Source organism: Ruegeria sp. Ofav3-42 (assembly GCF_022347725.1).
Classification (GTDB): Bacteria; Pseudomonadota; Alphaproteobacteria; order Rhodobacterales; family Rhodobacteraceae; genus Ruegeria.
This window is the reverse complement of record NZ_JAKRGB010000001.1, coordinates 316,832-332,907: the sequence shown is the minus strand read 5'-3', so window position 1 is coordinate 332,907 and position 16,076 is coordinate 316,832. Positions and strand designations below refer to the sequence as shown.

Annotated in this window: 18 protein-coding genes; 5 read left to right on the top strand and 13 right to left on the bottom strand. The window is 56.5% G+C overall.

From position 1 onward, the window contains the following. Positions 1–3: 3 nt before the first annotated feature. Positions 4–393: a phosphoribosyl-AMP cyclohydrolase gene (gene hisI / locus MHN28_RS01645; protein ID WP_239335287.1), complete on the top strand. Its 390-nt coding sequence runs from the start codon at positions 4–6 to the stop codon at positions 391–393. Between the two features lie 3 nt (positions 394–396). Here hisI and gluQRS read toward each other — a convergent pair whose 3' ends face one another. The 4 genes from gluQRS to MHN28_RS01625 form a co-directional block, all read right to left on the bottom strand. Next, a complete protein-coding gene (gene gluQRS / locus MHN28_RS01640) occupies positions 397–1,293 on the bottom strand; it encodes a tRNA glutamyl-Q(34) synthetase GluQRS (protein WP_239335286.1) in 897 nt (298 codons plus the stop codon). Further along, entirely contained in the window at positions 1,290–1,904 is a 615-nt protein-coding gene (locus MHN28_RS01635; RefSeq protein WP_239335285.1) for a class I SAM-dependent methyltransferase, read from the bottom strand. Before MHN28_RS01635 ends, gluQRS begins: the two co-directional genes overlap by 4 nt. Before the next feature lie 37 nt (positions 1,905–1,941). Continuing rightward, positions 1,942–3,282: a methylenetetrahydrofolate--tRNA-(uracil(54)-C(5))-methyltransferase (FADH(2)-oxidizing) TrmFO gene (gene trmFO, locus MHN28_RS01630; protein ID WP_239335284.1), complete on the bottom strand. Its 1,341-nt coding sequence runs from the start codon at positions 3,280–3,282 to the stop codon at positions 1,942–1,944. 263 nt (positions 3,283–3,545) lie between these two features. Then, positions 3,546–4,331 (bottom strand): enoyl-CoA hydratase, encoded by a 786-nt coding sequence (locus MHN28_RS01625; protein WP_239335283.1) that lies wholly within the window; start codon positions 4,329–4,331, stop codon positions 3,546–3,548. 58 nt (positions 4,332–4,389) lie between these two features. Here MHN28_RS01625 and MHN28_RS01620 point away from each other — a divergent pair, with 58 nt between their 5' ends. After that, positions 4,390–4,833 (top strand): PaaI family thioesterase, encoded by a 444-nt coding sequence (locus tag MHN28_RS01620; RefSeq protein ID WP_239335282.1) that lies wholly within the window; start codon positions 4,390–4,392, stop codon positions 4,831–4,833. Positions 4,834–4,891: 58 nt separating this feature from the next. Here MHN28_RS01620 and MHN28_RS01615 read toward each other — a convergent pair whose 3' ends face one another. Further along, complete coding sequence (locus MHN28_RS01615; protein ID WP_239335281.1) at positions 4,892–5,119, bottom strand: DUF1127 domain-containing protein; 228 nt, start codon at positions 5,117–5,119, stop codon at positions 4,892–4,894. Positions 5,120–5,218: 99 nt separating this feature from the next. Here MHN28_RS01615 and MHN28_RS01610 point away from each other — a divergent pair, with 99 nt between their 5' ends. Continuing rightward, positions 5,219–6,622 (top strand): PLP-dependent aminotransferase family protein, encoded by a 1,404-nt coding sequence (locus MHN28_RS01610; RefSeq protein ID WP_239335279.1) that lies wholly within the window; start codon positions 5,219–5,221, stop codon positions 6,620–6,622. A gap of 4 nt (positions 6,623–6,626) precedes the next feature. Here the strand turns inward: MHN28_RS01610 and MHN28_RS01605 are convergent, their stop codons facing one another. Next, positions 6,627–6,989, bottom strand: a complete 363-nt coding sequence (locus MHN28_RS01605) for a hypothetical protein (protein ID WP_239335277.1) — start codon at positions 6,987–6,989, stop codon at positions 6,627–6,629. A gap of 235 nt (positions 6,990–7,224) precedes the next feature. Here MHN28_RS01605 and rplM point away from each other — a divergent pair, with 235 nt between their 5' ends. Further along, positions 7,225–7,683: a 50S ribosomal protein L13 gene (rplM, locus tag MHN28_RS01600; RefSeq protein ID WP_039536983.1), complete on the top strand. Its 459-nt coding sequence runs from the start codon at positions 7,225–7,227 to the stop codon at positions 7,681–7,683. 6 nt (positions 7,684–7,689) lie between these two features. Further along, complete coding sequence (rpsI, locus tag MHN28_RS01595; protein ID WP_039535473.1) at positions 7,690–8,175, top strand: 30S ribosomal protein S9; 486 nt, start codon at positions 7,690–7,692, stop codon at positions 8,173–8,175. Between the two features lie 72 nt (positions 8,176–8,247). On the opposite strand, the gene MHN28_RS01590 is transcribed toward rpsI, so the two are convergent. The 7 genes from MHN28_RS01590 to MHN28_RS01560 form a co-directional block, all read right to left on the bottom strand. Further along, a complete protein-coding gene (locus MHN28_RS01590; protein WP_239335275.1) occupies positions 8,248–9,408 on the bottom strand; it encodes an ABC transporter substrate-binding protein in 1,161 nt (386 codons plus the stop codon). Positions 9,409–9,438: 30 nt separating this feature from the next. Next, complete coding sequence (locus MHN28_RS01585; RefSeq protein ID WP_239335274.1) at positions 9,439–11,325, bottom strand: long-chain fatty acid--CoA ligase; 1,887 nt, start codon at positions 11,323–11,325, stop codon at positions 9,439–9,441. 5 nt (positions 11,326–11,330) lie between these two features. Next, the gene (locus MHN28_RS01580) at positions 11,331–12,104 is read right to left on the bottom strand and encodes an ABC transporter ATP-binding protein (RefSeq protein WP_239335273.1); all 774 of its coding nucleotides are present in this window, start codon (positions 12,102–12,104) and stop codon (positions 11,331–11,333) included. After that, positions 12,101–12,865 carry an ABC transporter ATP-binding protein gene (locus MHN28_RS01575; RefSeq protein ID WP_239335272.1) on the bottom strand — a complete coding sequence of 255 codons (765 nt, stop codon included), beginning with the start codon at positions 12,863–12,865 and terminating at the stop codon, positions 12,101–12,103. The genes MHN28_RS01580 and MHN28_RS01575 overlap by 4 nt, the downstream gene beginning before the upstream one ends. Continuing rightward, the gene (locus tag MHN28_RS01570; RefSeq protein WP_239335271.1) at positions 12,862–13,959 is read right to left on the bottom strand and encodes a branched-chain amino acid ABC transporter permease; all 1,098 of its coding nucleotides are present in this window, start codon (positions 13,957–13,959) and stop codon (positions 12,862–12,864) included. The genes MHN28_RS01575 and MHN28_RS01570 overlap by 4 nt, the downstream gene beginning before the upstream one ends. A gap of 3 nt (positions 13,960–13,962) precedes the next feature. Further along, positions 13,963–14,838, bottom strand: a complete 876-nt coding sequence (locus MHN28_RS01565; protein ID WP_239335270.1) for a branched-chain amino acid ABC transporter permease — start codon at positions 14,836–14,838, stop codon at positions 13,963–13,965. Between the two features lie 75 nt (positions 14,839–14,913). Continuing rightward, on the bottom strand, positions 14,914–15,942 hold the full coding sequence (locus MHN28_RS01560; RefSeq protein WP_239335269.1) for a zinc-binding dehydrogenase: 1,029 nt from the start codon (positions 15,940–15,942) through the stop codon (positions 14,914–14,916). Between the last annotated feature and the right edge of the window lie 134 nt (positions 15,943–16,076).

Genomic DNA, 16,076 nt, shown 5'->3' with positions numbered 1-16,076 from the left:
GGGATGCAAAAGGTTTTTATGATGTCCGAGACCATCACATTCGATCCGTCGAGCTTGAAGTATAACCAGGCTGGCTTGGTTCCCGCCATTGCACAGGATGACGCCTCTGGCGAAGTTCTGATGATGGCCTGGATGAACGCCGAAGCGGTTGAAAAAACGCTGGAAACCCGCCGGGTGACCTATTGGTCGCGCTCGCGGCAGTCGTTTTGGATCAAGGGTGAAACGTCAGGCCATGTTCAGGAGCTGGTGGATTTTCGTGTGGATTGTGACCGGGATTGCTTGTTGGTCCTGGTGCGGCAGACAGGCGCAGCATGCCACACAAACCGCCGTACCTGTTTCTACACTGCCGTTCGTGACGGTGAGGAAGTCGAGTTGATGTCACCGATGGAGTAGGGCTCAAAGCCCGACCATGGTGCGGATTTGACCTGCGGAAACTCCTTCGGCCCGGTACTTGGCAATAGCCCGCGCGTCGTCGCGCTTGGCCAGCCGTTTTCCTGTGTCGTCGCGTATTAGCCGGTGGTGGTGGTACATAGGGGTCGGCAAGCCAAGAAGCGCTTGAAGCAGCACATGAATACGGGTTGCCTCAAACAAGTCCTGACCGCGCACAACATGAGTCACGCTCTGCGCCGCATCGTCCAGAACGACGGATAGGTGGTAGGATGTCCCCATATCGCGCCGTGCCAGTACTACGTCGCCGATGGTTTCTCTAAGCTCTTTGGCTGTGAAGGCAATATGTCCGCTTTCGCCTTCTGGGCCGGTGCCGGTTTCCTCGAAAAAAGCTGCGTTTGCAAGTTGTTGAGAGGTCATCTTGAACAATTCGGGAACTGCGCTTGCGGCCTTAGCAATGTCCAATCGAAGGGGCGTGTCAGTTGGCATGGGTCCGGTTCTGTCTGAAACCTCCCGGCACGTACCCGGATAGATAATTCCGTCCGGCCCATGCAAGGGCACACCTTCCTGCGGCGCACCGGCTGCGGCGGCGATATCCCGGCGATTGCACGTGCATGGATACAACAGGCCACGCAACCACAGGTCTCTCAACACCTCTTCGTACGTGGAAAGGCGCAATGACTGGCGCATTACCGGTACAGGCCATTCCAAGCCCAACCATCCCAAGTCACCGTAGATCTGATCCTCCCAATGTTCTCGGCATCTGGAGCGATCTATGTCCTCAATCCGCAACAGGAATTGGCCACCTTCTTCAGCAGCCATATCACTGGCTAGAAGTGCGGAATATGCATGGCCAAGATGAAGAGGGCCCGTTGGAGAAGGGGCAAACCTGGTAGTAAATGTCACGTTTTCTCAACAACATATACGTCTGATTTAAGGTCCATCCCTGGTAAGTGAGGACCATATTCCTTAAACAACAGCCTAGCGGCCCCCATGTCCAGCCAATCGTTCAGGCGGCTCGTATAAGACGGATCGTTGAGCGTATGATCATTGAACGAAAACGCCAGCAACCCATCCTTGGGCAACGCATTCATCAACAGGTCGAAGGTCTCTGGCGGCGCCGCACCGGTTCCGATCACGCCAATCGCGGTGATCGCCTTATATGCGCCTTGCTCCAATGGATCCGGATTGGTGATCTCAAACGTGGTCAGATTTCTGTAGATACCTTTGGCCTTAGCCTCTTCAAGCATCTTCAATGTGGGGTCGATCCCGTCGATCACCTGAAATCCAGCCGCGTGCAGCGCCATTCCTGACAATCCAGTGCCACAGCCGTAGTCCAGAACAGGAGTCTGAGGTTCAGGCATCTTTGACCATAGCGCTTCGGCGACGCGGCCAGGCGTGGCATAGCCATGCGACCCGACTTCGGCGTCATAGGATGATGCCCATTTCTGATAGTGCGCTCGGGTGGCCTCGGGCGTTTCCAACCCGTAGACATCCTTGAGATATTTGTCGCTCATATACGCATGTTAGGCTGGTTGGACGCGGTGCGTCCAGTCAGCAATGCGCGAGCCAATCAGACCATTCCGCCTTGGCGCGATCAGTATAGGCCTTGTAGCGGTCTTTTCGGCCGCGCCGACCGCCTTTCAACCCTTCGACAGGACGGAAAAGGCCAAAGTTCACGTTCATCGGCTGAAACGTCTTGGCCTCGGCGCCACCGGTGATGTGATGGATCAACGCGCCCATGGCACTGTCTTGCGGTACTTCAGGGAGCGTCTGACCGAGGATCTCAGCTGCGGCCAGACGTCCGGCCAGCAGCCCCATGGCAGCACTTTCGACATAGCCCTCAACACCCGTGATCTGACCGGCGAACCGGATATTCGGTTTTGATTTCAACCGCATCTGCGCGTCAAGCAATGTCGGAGAGTTAATAAACGTGTTACGATGAATACCGCCCAGTCGCGCAAAGCTCGCATTTTCGAGACCGGGGATCATTCGGAACACTTCGGTTTGCGCGCCGTACTTCATCTTGGTCTGGAAACCCACGATGTTGAATAGGGTTCCAAGCGCATTGTCGCGGCGCAGCTGCACAACCGCATGAGGTTTCACGTCTGGCTGATGCGGGTTGGTCAGGCCAACCGGCTTCATCGGCCCGTGGCGCAGCGTTTCCCGCCCGCGTTCGGACATCACCTCAATGGGAAGGCATCCGTCAAAATATCCAGCGGTCTCGCCTTCATGGAACTCGGTCTTGTCGGCGGCCAGAAGGGCATCGACGAACGCCTCGTATTGGTTTCGATCCATCGGGCAGTTCAGGTAGGCGGTGCGCTCTTCTTCTGTTTCGCCCTTGTCATAACGCGACTGCATCCACGCTTTGCTCATGTCGATGCTGTCGGCATAGACGATGGGGGCAATCGCATCAAAAAAGGCCAGAGACTCGGCACCGGTTTCGGCTCGGATCGACTCTCCCAGCGACGCCGAGGTCAACGGACCGGTCGCGATGATCCAATTGCCGTCATCGGGCAGGGCGGTGACTTCCTCGCCGGTCACCTCGACCCGTGGATGGGCGTGTAGTTTCGCGGTGACCGCTTCGGCAAAGGGATCACGATCCACAGCCAGCGCGCCCCCGGCGGGCAGACGATGCGCATCGGCCGTCGTCATGATCAATCCGTTAGCCGCGCGCATTTCCCAATGCAGCAATCCAACCGCGTTCTGTTCGTCATCATCCGAGCGGAATGAGTTCGAGCACACCATCTCGGCCAAGTTGGCGGTCTGGTGCGCAAAGGTTCCAACTTTGGGCCGCATTTCGTGGATCACTACATCCACGCCCATTTCAGCTGCTTGCCAGGCCGCCTCGGACCCTGCCATGCCGCCGCCCACGATATGCAATTTCTGTGTCATGAGGTGCCACATAGGGCAGAGCAGGGCGCAACGCAACACAAGCTGCGCACCGTATCAAATCGTCAACAATTTAAGGGGAACTTGGGGTCGCCGCAGCGGGAATGTCAGCGCTGGTGAGAGAAACCAGCTTGGAGGGACCTTCCGCCTACAGCGACCCAAAAGCGTATCTGGGGCCTAAGCCTTGTCCCAGCTTTGCCACAGTGTCGCCCTTTTGAAAAGTCCAAAAATGCGAACAGTGGTTAAAATTTCCCGAGACAATCGCGTTATTGCTCCCAATTCGGAGGTCTTTTTTCGATAAATGCGGAAATCCCTTCCTCGGTATCCCGATGCATCATATTCTGTGCCATTACCTCTCCGGTATAGGCGTAAGCCTGTTCGACTGGCATATCGAGCTGTTTGTAGAATGCTTGTTTGCCGATTTTGACCGCTGATCCAAGCTTATCTGCCAATTGTTCCGCAAGCGCCGTTGCTTCTTGCTCTAACAGATTTTCCGGTACCACGCGATTGATCAGTCCCAGTTCGGCGGCACGGTCCGCAGAAACGAAGTCGCCGGTGGTCAACATCTCGAACGCTTGCTTCCGTGGGATGTTCCGGCTGAGCGCAACCATAGGGGTCGAACAGAACAATCCGATATTGACCCCGTTCACGCCGAACCGCGTACCCTCAGTGGCGATGGCCAGATCGCAGGTCGCGACCAGCTGACACCCCGCGGCCGTGGCAATCCCGTGCACCTGAGCAATCACCGGTTGGGGCAGAGACTGGATCGACAACATCATCTTGGCGCAACGTGCAAACAGATCCTGAAAATAGGCTTTGCCGCCGTCCTCGCTCTGCCGCCCGGCAGTCATCTGTTTCAGATCGTGCCCCGCACAAAATGCCTTGCCTTCGCCAGACAAAATCACGGCACGGATACTCGGGTCATCACCGAGAGCGTCAAATTCAGACTGCAGCGCCGTCAGCATTTCGTCGCTCAGGGCGTTCAGGCGGTCTGGCGCGTTCATTTTCAGCCGTGCGACACCCCCTGTGTCGTTACGTTCCAGAATTCTCATCTTGCCCTCCGATCTGATGTCGGGCCAACTCTAGGGCGGCAAATCGAGGAGGGGAAGTATGTCGTTGGTTTTGAACCGCGAACAGCTGTCAGAGTATCTGCATCAAGTATTTCCGCAGGTCGAGCGGGACTTTGCGGTGGACAGTTTGGACGAAAACTCAATCGTAATGCGGTTGCTGGTCGAGGATAGACACCTGCGACCTGGGGGAACGGTGTCCGGCCCGTCGATGTTCAGCCTCGCCGATGTCAGCGTTTACGCAATGATCCTTGCCCGTAAAGGGCGTCAGTCGCTGGCCGTGACAACGGGCTGCTCGATGGACTTTATGCGCAAGCCAGAAGGCACAGTGGACATGATCGCCCGATGCACATTGCTGAAACTTGGAAAATCTCTGGCAGTAGGCGATGTCCTGATGTTCACGGAAGGCTCGGACAAACCTGTTGCGCGTGCCACGATGACGTATTCTCTGCCACCCGAGGGGTCTGCCGCCGCGGCATTTGGATAAAAAATGGCCGGGTAAATACCCGGCCAAGGAAGAGGTCCCGATAGGGACTGGGGAATGGTTAATACTGCCAGAAATAGCGTTTGATCTCTCGGTCGGCTTGACCACGGGTAAGCCCGACGTCTTTCAACATACGATCATCCAACTGTGACAGGTTAATCCTGCTGCGGCGCTGTCGTTCCCACTTTGTGACAGTCGCCGCAAACCGCACGGCCAGCGCGGCGATCATCGGCAGCCGGGGGCTATCGTTCAGCAGCATGAGGGCGGGGTTGTGCATTGAGCGTGTCATCTTGGGTGTCCTTTCAAATTGTATTGACACAAAGCTAATATGTTCGGTACATGTGCTTGATACATTCAGCATTGTGTCAAAAGCAAAGGAAGAATTGTAATGGATACAATTTGGCCAGAGGCGCTCCCGAAATCCAAAGGTCCAAAGTACACCCTGGTTGCCGACACAATACGAAAAGCGATTGAGAACAAGGCGCTGGAAGTCGGGGCGAAACTGCCTCCGGTCCGTGAACTTGCTTATCGATTACAAATTACACCTGGTACGGTTGCCCGGGCCTATACGATTCTGACCGACGAGGGATTGCTACAAGCCGAAGTCGGACGTGGTACATTTGTCGCCCCTCCAAAATCGCCCTTGCTGGATGACGTCTGGGCGCGGCAACTTTACCTGCGCGAGGACAAATACAACGCCAATGTCAGCCTGTTCAGCCCGCGACTGCCCGATGTCGGGCAGGTGGCGCTGATCAGGGAATGTCTCAAAAAGGTTTCCCAAGCCGATCCGCGATTGCTGATGAACTATCCCACGCGCGACGCCTACCAACCCATGCGGCAAGCGGTCGTTGAATGGCTTTCAGATTTGCCTTTGGGCGCGCTGACCCAGGACGATATCGTCCTGACCCATGGCGGCCAAAATGGCCTTTGCCTTGTGTTTCAAACGATTTTGCGTGACCCCAAGCCGGTGGTTTTGGTCGAAGACCTGTCATACGCCGGTTTCCGACGGGCGGCCGAGTTGATGCGGGCCGAGGTCGTTGGTGTGAAGATGGACAAATGGGGCGTTGACCCTCTGGCCATGGAGCATGTCTTGCGGCAAACCCAGGCGCAAGCGGTATGCGTCTCACCCGAGGTGCAAAATCCGACCGGCACGCACACTCCGTTAGAGCGCCGCAAAGAGGTTGTCGAAGTCGCCCGGCGCTTTGATTTGCAGATCATCGAAGACGATTGCTATCGGATGGGCGACGCGCGCGAGCCAAGCTATCGCGCCCTGGCCCCCGAGCGGGGGTGGCATGTCTCATCGATCTCAAAGATTCTGACGCCGGCCTTACGTGTCGGCTTTGCCGTCGCCCCGCGTGAACGCAGCGTCGACCTGCGTCGCTCGGCGGAATATGGGTATTTTGGTTTGGCGCAGCCGCTTGCCGAGCTGACCCGGTTGCTGCTGTCCGACCCACGGACACGGCAAATCGCCAAAGACGTCCGCGCCCGGATGGGAGAATATGTCAGGGTGACCGTCAATGCGCTTGGGGGTTTTGATCTGAACTGGGCGCCCGACGTGCCTTTTGTCTGGCTGAACCTGCCATCTGGCTGGCGCGCCGCCGCATTCAGCCGCGCGGCCGAGCGTGAGGGGATTCAACTAAGGTCAGCCGACGAATTCGCCCTGCGAGACGGACGCGCACCCAATGCCGTGCGCATTGCAATGAACGGGCATGTGTCACTGGAACGGTTCGAGGTTGCGATGCAGCGCCTGCGGGCGCTGCTGGACAATCCGCCGGAACAGATCAGCGTCTGACGCCTCAACCCAAAGGCTCAGGATCGCCGAAGAACCCAGCCAAGTATGAGATCTTTCCCTCAGCATCCAAATGTGCAAAGTCGTGCCCGGCAATAAGAACGCTTCCGTCCGCGCCGACCAAACGCCATGTGAAATGAATGACATCGTTGTGGCCATTGGCCTTGCTGGTCAGCTCAAGCTTGCCGCCAGTGCTGTGAACCACCTCTGCAATGTGACCGCACAGATTTGAACGGCCCTTAACCATCGCCGAAGGGTCAACATAGATGCCATCTTCGGCAAAGCAGCCACTGAGTATTTCAAGCCGCTTGCCTGTGTCGGGCTCGTGCCATGCTGCCCCATAGTCATTTACGGTCTGTTGCCAGTTCATTGAGTGATCTCTCCCTTTCTGGAGCTTGACTTGTTAGTTAACGATCACTTCTGTATTGCGGATTGGCGGTGTGATTGTGGGGTAAAATAATACCTATTTTATAACCTTTTGTATTTACTATACAAAATTAAGTTAGACGTTCTTGACGCGCATTTCGCCTGCCTCTAAATACCCAACATCGAATTCGGGCCGCTCCGCTGGGGCGGTCTTTCACATCAAACAGGACTATCCTGCCATGAAAACCTTTTCTGCAACACCTGCAGACATCGACAAGAAATGGATCCTGATCGACGCCGAGGGCGTTGTTCTGGGCCGTCTTGCCTCGATCGTCGCCATGCGCCTGCGTGGCAAGCACAAAGCGTCGTTCACCCCGAACATGGACATGGGCGACAACGTCATCGTGATCAACGCTGACAAAATCCAGATGACCGGCAAGAAGCGCGAAGAGAACTTCTACTGGCACACTGGCCACCCGGGCGGCATCAAGTCGCGCACCAAACAGCAGATCCTCGAGGGTGCACACCCCGAGCGCGTCGTGACCCAGGCGGTCAAGCGCATGCTGCCGGGCAACCGTTTGGCGCGCCAGCAGATGACCAACCTGCGTGTTTATGCCGGTGCCGAGCACCCGCACGAAGCCCAGGCCCCCGAAGTTCTGGACGTTAAGTCCATGAACAAGAAAAACACCCGGAGCTAATGACCGATGGCTGATCAGATCAATACTCTCGAAGAGCTGAGCGCCGTTGCAGGCGTTGAAACCGTGGCCGAAGAAGTCATCGTGCGTGAACCCGTACGTGACGAGCTGGGCCGCTCGTACGCCACCGGCAAGCGTAAAGACGCTGTTGCCCGCGTTTGGATCAAGCCGGGTTCCGGCAAGGTCACCGTAAACGGCAAAGACCAGGACAAGTACTTTGCGCGTCCCGTTCTGCAGCTGATCCTGCGCCAGCCGTTTCAGGTTGCCGGTGTCGAAGGTGAATTCGACGTTGTCGCAACCGTCAAAGGCGGTGGCCTGACCGGTCAGGCCGGTGCGGTTAAGCACGGCATCTCGAAGGCCCTGCAGCTGTACGATCCCAGCCTGCGTGGCGCACTGAAAGCCGCTGGCTTCCTGACCCGCGACAGCCGTGTTGTGGAACGTAAGAAATACGGTAAGCGCAAAGCGCGTCGTTCGTTCCAGTTCTCGAAGCGTTAATTCGCTGCGGAATGCACAAATTCAAAGGGCTCGCGTTTGCGAGCCCTTTTTCGTTATGCAGATGTGCATGTCTTACTCTTCATACACCATCTTCCAGGCTCCGTTTTCCACGACGTTCACATAGACTGAATCGGCACCTTGGTGATCGTCCGGCCCAAAGGTCATATGGTTGCCAACTAGATCGTCCTGATAGTTCAGCGTTTCCATCGCAGCGATAAAGCTTTCATGGGTCAGGTCGGGACCTGCTGCCTCAAGCGCCTTGACCATCATCTCGGCCGCCGCATAGCCAAGCATGGCAAAACCTACCGGGTCTTCGCCTGTGGTTGATTTATACTCTTCAATGAACGCAGCGGGGGCAGGGTCGTCTGCACGCGCCCAGAGGTCTTGCCATGAGGCCGCGGCATAGAAACCGTCCGTCACACCACCGGGCACTTGGGCAACAACGGTCAGGAAGCTGGCCGAGGTTCCCATGAACTTCATGTCGCTCAGGCCCATCTTCTTGGCGGTACCGACCACCGTAATCGCCTGTCGCACACCCAGAGCAATCGTGACGATATCGCAGCCTTCTTCCTTGAGCTTGCTGAGCGAGCCAACGAAATCCGTCTCATCCGGTTTATGCGTCGTCTCGGCGGCAAAGTTGATGCCTGCTTCTTCGGCACCTGCCTTGCTGCCTTCCAGAATCTCTTCGCCAAAGTCGGTGGGCAGGTACATGGTGCAGACGTTTTGCGATCCGAACTGTTCGGCGAGATACTTCACTCCGACGCGGCTCTGATCAAAATAGGTCGAGAATGACGTGAACTTGTTGTCCATCGGATCTTGTAGCATTTGCCGGGCTGCGGTTAGGGGCGCGACGTTCGGAATCCCCTTGGGATCCAACAGCTTAAATCCGGCAAGGTTCATTGGTGTTCCCAGTGACTGCAGCATGGCAAAGACCTTGTCGCGGTTCAGCAGCTTGTTATAGCCCTGCATCGCGCGCGGCATCTGGTACCCGTTGTCTTCGACCACATAGCGGATCGTGCGCCCATGCACGCCGCCGTCAGCGTTCACACGGTCAAACACAACATTGGCACCCTTAATCGCCGGAACACCGACGGCCGCGAAAATACCACTCAGATCATTGACCGAACCAATGATGATCTCGTCGTCGGTAACGCCCTGGGTCTGCGCGTTTGCAAGGGTTGCCGAAGCCGTCAAAGCGGTGGCCGCCGCCAACCGCATGATCAATTTCTTCATCTTTCTCCTCCCTTTGGGTTTTCCCTTTTTCTATTTGTACATGTCCTCAATGAGATGGCTGTGTTTCTTTTCAACAAAACTCCGCTTCAGTTTCATTGTCGCGGTCAGTTCGTCGTCATCGGCCGTCAGCAAGACGTCGATCAGCCGGAAGTCCTTGATCTGCTCGACCCGGGCAAAGTCCTTGTTGACTGCATCGATCTCTGCCTGGATCTGATCATTGATCTCAGGTGCCGCACACAGCGAGGCAAAGTTCGAGAACGGGATTTTCCGGTCCTGAGCAAATTTCTCGACGTTTTCCTGATCGATCATGATGAGTGCGGTCAGATACTTGCGTTTGTCGCCTATGATCACCGCGTCCGAGATGTAGTGACTGAACTTCAATCTGCTTTCGATCTCGGCCGGAGTGATGTTCTTGCCTCCGGCTGTAATGATGATGTCCTTCATTCGGCCGGAAATGGTGACGTAACCGTCATCGTCGACAGCCCCCAAATCACCGGTGCGCAACCAACCGTCAGCGGTAAAGGTCTCAGCCGTTTTGGTATTATTGCGCCAATAGCCCTGAAAGATGTTCAGGCCTTTCAGCTGGATTTCGCCTTCTTCCGAAATGCGGATGTCATTGCCGGGAACAGCACGTCCGATGGTGCCAATTTTATTGTGCTCAATCGTGTTAAGCGTCGCCAGCCCCGAGGTTTCGGTCATCCCAAAACCTTCGATCAGGGGCACGCCAATGGCCCAGTACCACTTCAGCAGATCGGTTGAGATTGGGGCCGCACCCGTCCCGCCACGGCGCATTTTGTCCATGCCCAGCATCCGCCGCAAGTTGCGCAGCACCAGACGATCCCACAGCCAAAACCTTGCCGCGACACCTGCAGGCACCGGCTTGCCAGCCAGAATATACTCGGCCCGCGCCAAACCCGCTTTTAGCGCCAAACCAAAGGCAGCACGTCCCGTTGGCGTCGCATCCTGCGCCATAATCTGCACGTGAGAGTAAATCTTTTCCCAAACCCGAGGCACTGCGGTGAAGGTCGACGGAGACACCTCCTGCAGGTTCGCAAAGACGGTTTCCGGGCTTTCAGCGAAGTTGACGATGCATTTGGCGGCCAGCGGGAAATAGACCGAGACGTCACGTTCAAGAATATGGCACAGAGGCAGAAAGCACAGTTGTTCGTCGGTCATGAACGTGGGCAAGGAATGCGCGCCGCATTCGATGGCGGCCAGAACGTTTTCATGGCTGAGCATCGCGCCCTTCGGCATACCCGTTGTGCCTGACGTGTAAACCAACAGGGCCGTATCCTGCGGGGATGCCAGCGCGATCTCAGCCTCAAAACTGCCGGGCTGTTCCGCTTCGGCCTGTTTGCCCACCGCGTAGAGTTCGTCGATCATCATGCAGCGCGGGTGTCTCAGGTCGTGCAGACCTTCATCGTCCAGAATTATGACGTTCAGAAGCCCGGGTAACTCGCTTTCAACCTGAAAAAACTTGTCCAACTGTTCTTCGTTTTCAACGATCAGAAATCGGCTGTCGCTGTCATTGATAAGGTATTGCAACTGGTTAGCGGAATCCGTGGTGTAAACGCCCGAGGCAATACCGCCGACGCCTTGAATGCCCATGTCGAACCACGCCCATTCCTTGCGGTCTTCGGACAGAATCGAGACGACTTCACCACGCTGTAATCCCAATTTGCGCAGCGCGAGCCCGATCCATTTGGCGTGCTGCCAGTAATCGGCCCAGGAATAGGATTTCCAGATACCAAAGTCTTTTTCACGATGCGCAGTGCGATTGCCAAGTTCGGCGCAGCGGCTCTGAAACAACTCGCAAATCGTGATACATTCATCGACACGCACCGGACGCTGGCCCGGCGTTGCGTTCAGGCGAACACCATTGACCGTGATCTGAGGGGGCAGGGTGCTGATATTCATCTGGCTCACCTCCACGTCTTTTTCCGCTTCCACCGGCGGTTCTCTCGCGCGCCTTCTTCCTGAACGCCCAGATAGAAATTCTGGATGTCCTCAGACTGCATCAAAACATCCGCCGCGCCGTCCATGACGATGCGACCGACCTCCATCACATAGCCATGGTGGGCCAGTTCCAGAGCCGCATTGGCATTCTGTTCGACCAGCATCATCGTCATGTTCTGTTCGTCATTCAGGCGCTTGAGGATACCGAAGATTTCCTGCACCAGCAGCGGCGACAGGCCCAGAGACGGTTCATCCAGCAGCATGATCTTCGGGTTCGCCATCAGGCCTCGACCAATCGCCAGCATCTGCTGTTGGCCGCCTGACAGAGTACCGGCCTCCTGGCCCCGCCGCTCCTTGAGGATGGGGAAATACGAAAACACCAGATCGCGGTCGTGATCGATTTGCCCTTTGTCCGAAAGGGTATAGGCGCCGAGACTAAGGTTTTCGTCAACTGTCAGAAGGGGGAACACCTCGCGCCCCTCTGGCACATGAACAATGCCTTTCTGCACGACCTTGTGCGGCTCGGATCCTTGAATTTCGTCGCCAGCAAAGATGATCTTGCCCTTTTCCGGGTCCATAACGCCCGACACTGTTTTCATCAGCGTAGTCTTTCCTGCGCCATTCGCGCCAAGGATCGAGACGATCTTCCCCTGATGAACGTCCAGCGAAACGCCGCGGATGGCCATTATGGGGCCGTAAAAGCTTTCGATATTGCGGATTGTCAGGATTGGCTCACTCATGAGGCTTTCCCCAGATAAGCTTCGACTACCGCAGGATGCGACTGCACCTCGGCCGGGGTTCCCAGCGCCAGTTTCGCGCCGTCCGCCATCGCCAGAACGCGGTCGGACACACCTGAGACCAGCCCCATATCGTGCTCGACCATCAGTACCGTGATACCCATTTGCCGCCGGATATCGTCGATCCACCAGCGCATGTCCGTGGTCTCTTCAACAGACAGCCCAGATGCCGGTTCGTCCAACAGCAACAGTTTGGGATCGGTGGCCAAAGCGCGAGCGACCTCGACCACTTTGCGCACGCCATAGGGCAGGCCCGAGATCATTTTGTCTCGGAATGCCTGCAGATCCAGAAAGTCGATGATTTCTTCAACTCTTTCCCGGTTCTCAAGCTCCTGCCGTCGCGCTGACGGGAGAAACAGAACTTCCGATAGAAAGTTTGTTTTGCGATGACGATGCCGCCCGACAAGAAGGTTTTGCAAAACCGTTGCGTGTTCAAACAACTCAATGTTCTGGAATGTCCGTGCAACCCCATAGGACGCCACGCCCGAGGGTTTCACCTGTAGCAAATCGTGCCCGTCATAGTGGATCGAACCGGCATATGGATCGTAGAAACGCGAGATAAGGTTGAAGACGGTAGATTTACCCGCGCCGTTGGGTCCGACAATGGCGAAAACCTCACCTTCTTCCACCTCGAAAGACAAGTCGTTCACTGCCGTAAGGCCGCCGAATTTCAGGGTGACGTTTTCGAACTCAAGCAGGCTCATCTCAGGCGCTCCGTCTTGAGGTAGGATTTCTGGCGCTTGAACATGTCCTTGCGGTAGAAGGGAAACAACTCGAACCACGTCCGGATCTTGAGCCAGCGCCCATACATGCCCATCGGTTCGAACAGGATGAAGGCGATCAGGATCATCCCAAAGATACCGAACTCCAACCCCGGAATGGCGACGGTATTGCCGCCGAAAATGGCACCGACATATTCCTTCGAGATCGACAGAAACTGCGGCAGAAACCCGATAACGATAGCGCCCAGGAAGGCGCCGTGGATTGAGCCCAGCCCGCCGATGACGATCATCATCAGGAGTTGGATGGAGATTACGACGCTGAACGTCTCGTTGTTGAACGCCCCGGCATACATTCCCATCAGCGCGCCGGCCCAACCAGTGACAGCGCAGGACAACGCAAACGAGATCATCTTGGCGCGGGCAATATCCACGCCCATGGCCTGCGCGGAAACTTCGGAATCCCGCACGGCGATGAAGCTGCGCCCCAAGGGCGCGCGTAGCAGGTTGATGTAGCCAAGCGTCACCAGAATCGCCACGCCAAGAACCAGCCAGAAGAACTGTACGGGTGTACCCCAGCGGTCGATCAGAAATCCAAAGATTTCTACGCCGCCCAGATACTTACCTGCAACGCCGCCCGTGATAGGTTCGGCTAGAACGATCACGTCGTCCATCAGAATGGACAGGGCCATGGTAAAGATTGCCAAATAGATGCCGTGCAAGCGCAGTGCAGGGATGGCGACAGTTACTCCAGCGATCCCGGTCAATATGCCCGCCAGAGGGAATGCGATCAGGAACGGCACACCGGCTTCCAACAGGATGACATTGGCATAACAGCCAAAGGCCAGAAACGCCGCGTGACCCAGACTGACCTGCCCGGTATGGCCGGTCAGAACCATCAGTCCAAGTCCGGCGATAGCCCAGATCAGGACGTTTGTAAGCTCACCCAGATAAAAGTCGTCCAGCCACCAAGGGGCAGTTGCGGTGACGGCCAGCAGGATCAAGTACAGGCTCAGTTGATAGGTGTCTTTCCAGGGCCGGATATCCTGCATGTAGTTGGTTTTGAAAACAATCCGCATAGTTTAGACCTTCTTGACCCGAACCTGACTGAACAGCCCGTTGGGGCGGAAGATCAACACCAACAGCAGCAACGCGTAAGGGGCAATCTGGCTGTACCCGGCGGCGATATATCGGCTGGCGAAAGGTTCGATCACACCGACGACCAAACCTCCGGCCAAGGCCCCGGGCAGGCTACCGAAACCACCAATCACAGCCGCTGCAAAAGCCTTGATCCCAAGTAGACCTGTGTTCGGATCGACAGACCCTTTTGCAGCAAACAGAATGCCCGCAATCCCGGCGACAACCCCGGCCAAGGCCCAGATGAACCCCTGCACACGCTTGACGGGGATGCCCATGTAATAAGCCGCGAGTTGGTTCTGCGACGCGCCTTGCATGGCCAATCCCAGCTTGGTCCGGCTGAAAAAGACGTACAGACCCCAGGTCAACAGGATGGTGACCACTATGACTGCGACATCCTCCATCCCAAGGACCAGCCCGCCAAACCGCACTTCTTTTCCGGCCAATGGATTTTGTAGCGTCTGCGGCTCGTGCCCCCAAATCAGGCCGGCCACAAAGCGGATCACGAATCCAAGTGCAATGGTGAGGATCACAACCGCCGTCTGACTTTCACCGAACAATCGCCGGATGATGAGCCGATCAAGAAGGTAGCCCAAAGCTCCCATGATCCCCAGCGAGATCGGCAGGGCAAGCCAGAACGGCAGCCCCATATACTCGGTATTCGTAAGTCCGATTGTCACAAAGGCGCCCAGCATCATGAAGTCGCCCTGTGCGAAATTCACCGCTTCTGTGGCCTTGTAGATCAACACAAAGCCAAGCGCGATGAGGCCGTAGACACAGCCATTCGCCAGCCCGCTGATCAGCAGCTGCGCGTTATCCAAATTCACCCTCCCATGCCGGTATGCCCGGCGTTTTTGGTGCCCCGGACATCCTCCATGGTCCGGGGCTTGGTTCTACTATGGCGTGATTATTACCTTTCCGTCACTCTTTTTCAGCGCATCGGCCAGATTTGACACCACGTCACGCAGCGCAAGCCGTTCAGAAACATCGGTTTTCCAACGGCCATCGGCAAATCGGGCCTGAACCTCACCGACAACGCGCATCTGGTCTGCTGGCGGTGTTGAGGTCATCCATTGCGTCAGCCAAAACCCTTCGATCCGCTTACTCATAAAGATCAACTGACCTGTCTGCGTCAGCTTCGGAAGCTCCGGACTCAGCTTGCCGTAGACAACCCAACGCGCGCCGTTTGGCATCGCGCAAAAGATCTGCTCGGATGTTTGATCAGCGACGGCATCCAAAAACACGCGGGGTTTGAGTTCGGCACTTAGTGCCGCGAATTTCTGCATCATATCCGGATCAGAAGTGACCAGAACATCATGCGCGCCGAGCTCTTTCAAAGCGTCTACCGCCCCGGCCCGGCGGACGATTGCGATTGGTTTCAGTCCCAGATCGCGACCCAGCGAGCACATCAGCTTACCCAACTGACTTGTCGCGGCCGAGACGATAAAGGCGTCTCCGGTGCTTCGAGCAATGTCGACCATCGCCATCGCGGTCATTGGATTGACGATCTGTGCCGACCCGTCCTCGTCCGAGATATCGGGCCGCAGCGGAATGCACATCATGGCTTGCGTCACAATATATTCCGCCCAAGCACCAGAACCGGCGGCAACAAACGCAACCCGCTGTCCTTGCAGCGCTTCGGCACCGGTGCCGGTGGCGACCACATCGCCGCACCCCTCGAAGCCGGCTGGCATTCCTTTAACACGCGGTTGACCGTATTCCCCCTTGATAAAGTGGATATCGGACGGGTTTACCGAAGACGCCCGCAGTTTGATCAGAACCTGTCCGGGGCCGGGCTCAGGAACCGGAATCTCCGCTTCGGCCAGCCAATGGGCGGCGTCCTCAATAAACGGTCCAGAGGCCGATCCGGAGTACCCGTCATGGGTCTGAATGACGGCAAACATGTTTGCGGGCAGGGCGGTCATAGTTTCTCCTATTTCCTGTACGGACACTGCACAGACTGGGTCTGTCGCAAATGATGTAGCTTTGGATTTAGGGGCAGCCAATCAAACCGTAGCAGGCGCGTCAATCTGAGGGGCGACTGACGTAGCTGGAGGTC

Excerpts from the sequence above, each read along its gene's own strand:
- hisI (WP_239335287.1), top strand. The coding sequence starts at position 4 with ATGCAAAAGGTTTTTATGATGTCCGAGACCATCACATTCGATCCGTCG.
- MHN28_RS01585 (WP_239335274.1), bottom strand. The coding sequence starts at position 11,325 with ATGAATATCAGCACCCTGCCCCCTCAGATCACGGTCAATGGTGTTCGC.
- MHN28_RS01575 (WP_239335272.1), bottom strand. The coding sequence starts at position 12,865 with ATGAGCCTGCTTGAGTTCGAAAACGTCACCCTGAAATTCGGCGGCCTT.
- MHN28_RS01620 (WP_239335282.1), top strand. The coding sequence starts at position 4,390 with ATGTCGTTGGTTTTGAACCGCGAACAGCTGTCAGAGTATCTGCATCAA.
- MHN28_RS01590 (WP_239335275.1), bottom strand. The coding sequence starts at position 9,408 with ATGAAGAAATTGATCATGCGGTTGGCGGCGGCCACCGCTTTGACGGCT.
- MHN28_RS01605 (WP_239335277.1), bottom strand. The coding sequence starts at position 6,989 with ATGAACTGGCAACAGACCGTAAATGACTATGGGGCAGCATGGCACGAG.
- MHN28_RS01615 (WP_239335281.1), bottom strand. The coding sequence starts at position 5,119 with ATGACACGCTCAATGCACAACCCCGCCCTCATGCTGCTGAACGATAGC.
- rpsI (WP_039535473.1), top strand. The coding sequence starts at position 7,690 with ATGGCTGATCAGATCAATACTCTCGAAGAGCTGAGCGCCGTTGCAGGC.
- MHN28_RS01635 (WP_239335285.1), bottom strand. The coding sequence starts at position 1,904 with ATGAGCGACAAATATCTCAAGGATGTCTACGGGTTGGAAACGCCCGAG.
- MHN28_RS01625 (WP_239335283.1), bottom strand. The coding sequence starts at position 4,331 with ATGAGAATTCTGGAACGTAACGACACAGGGGGTGTCGCACGGCTGAAA.
- rplM (WP_039536983.1), top strand. The coding sequence starts at position 7,225 with ATGAAAACCTTTTCTGCAACACCTGCAGACATCGACAAGAAATGGATC.
- MHN28_RS01570 (WP_239335271.1), bottom strand. The coding sequence starts at position 13,959 with ATGCGGATTGTTTTCAAAACCAACTACATGCAGGATATCCGGCCCTGG.
- MHN28_RS01580 (WP_239335273.1), bottom strand. The coding sequence starts at position 12,104 with ATGAGTGAGCCAATCCTGACAATCCGCAATATCGAAAGCTTTTACGGC.
- MHN28_RS01610 (WP_239335279.1), top strand. The coding sequence starts at position 5,219 with ATGGATACAATTTGGCCAGAGGCGCTCCCGAAATCCAAAGGTCCAAAG.
- trmFO (WP_239335284.1), bottom strand. The coding sequence starts at position 3,282 with ATGACACAGAAATTGCATATCGTGGGCGGCGGCATGGCAGGGTCCGAG.
- MHN28_RS01560 (WP_239335269.1), bottom strand. The coding sequence starts at position 15,942 with ATGACCGCCCTGCCCGCAAACATGTTTGCCGTCATTCAGACCCATGAC.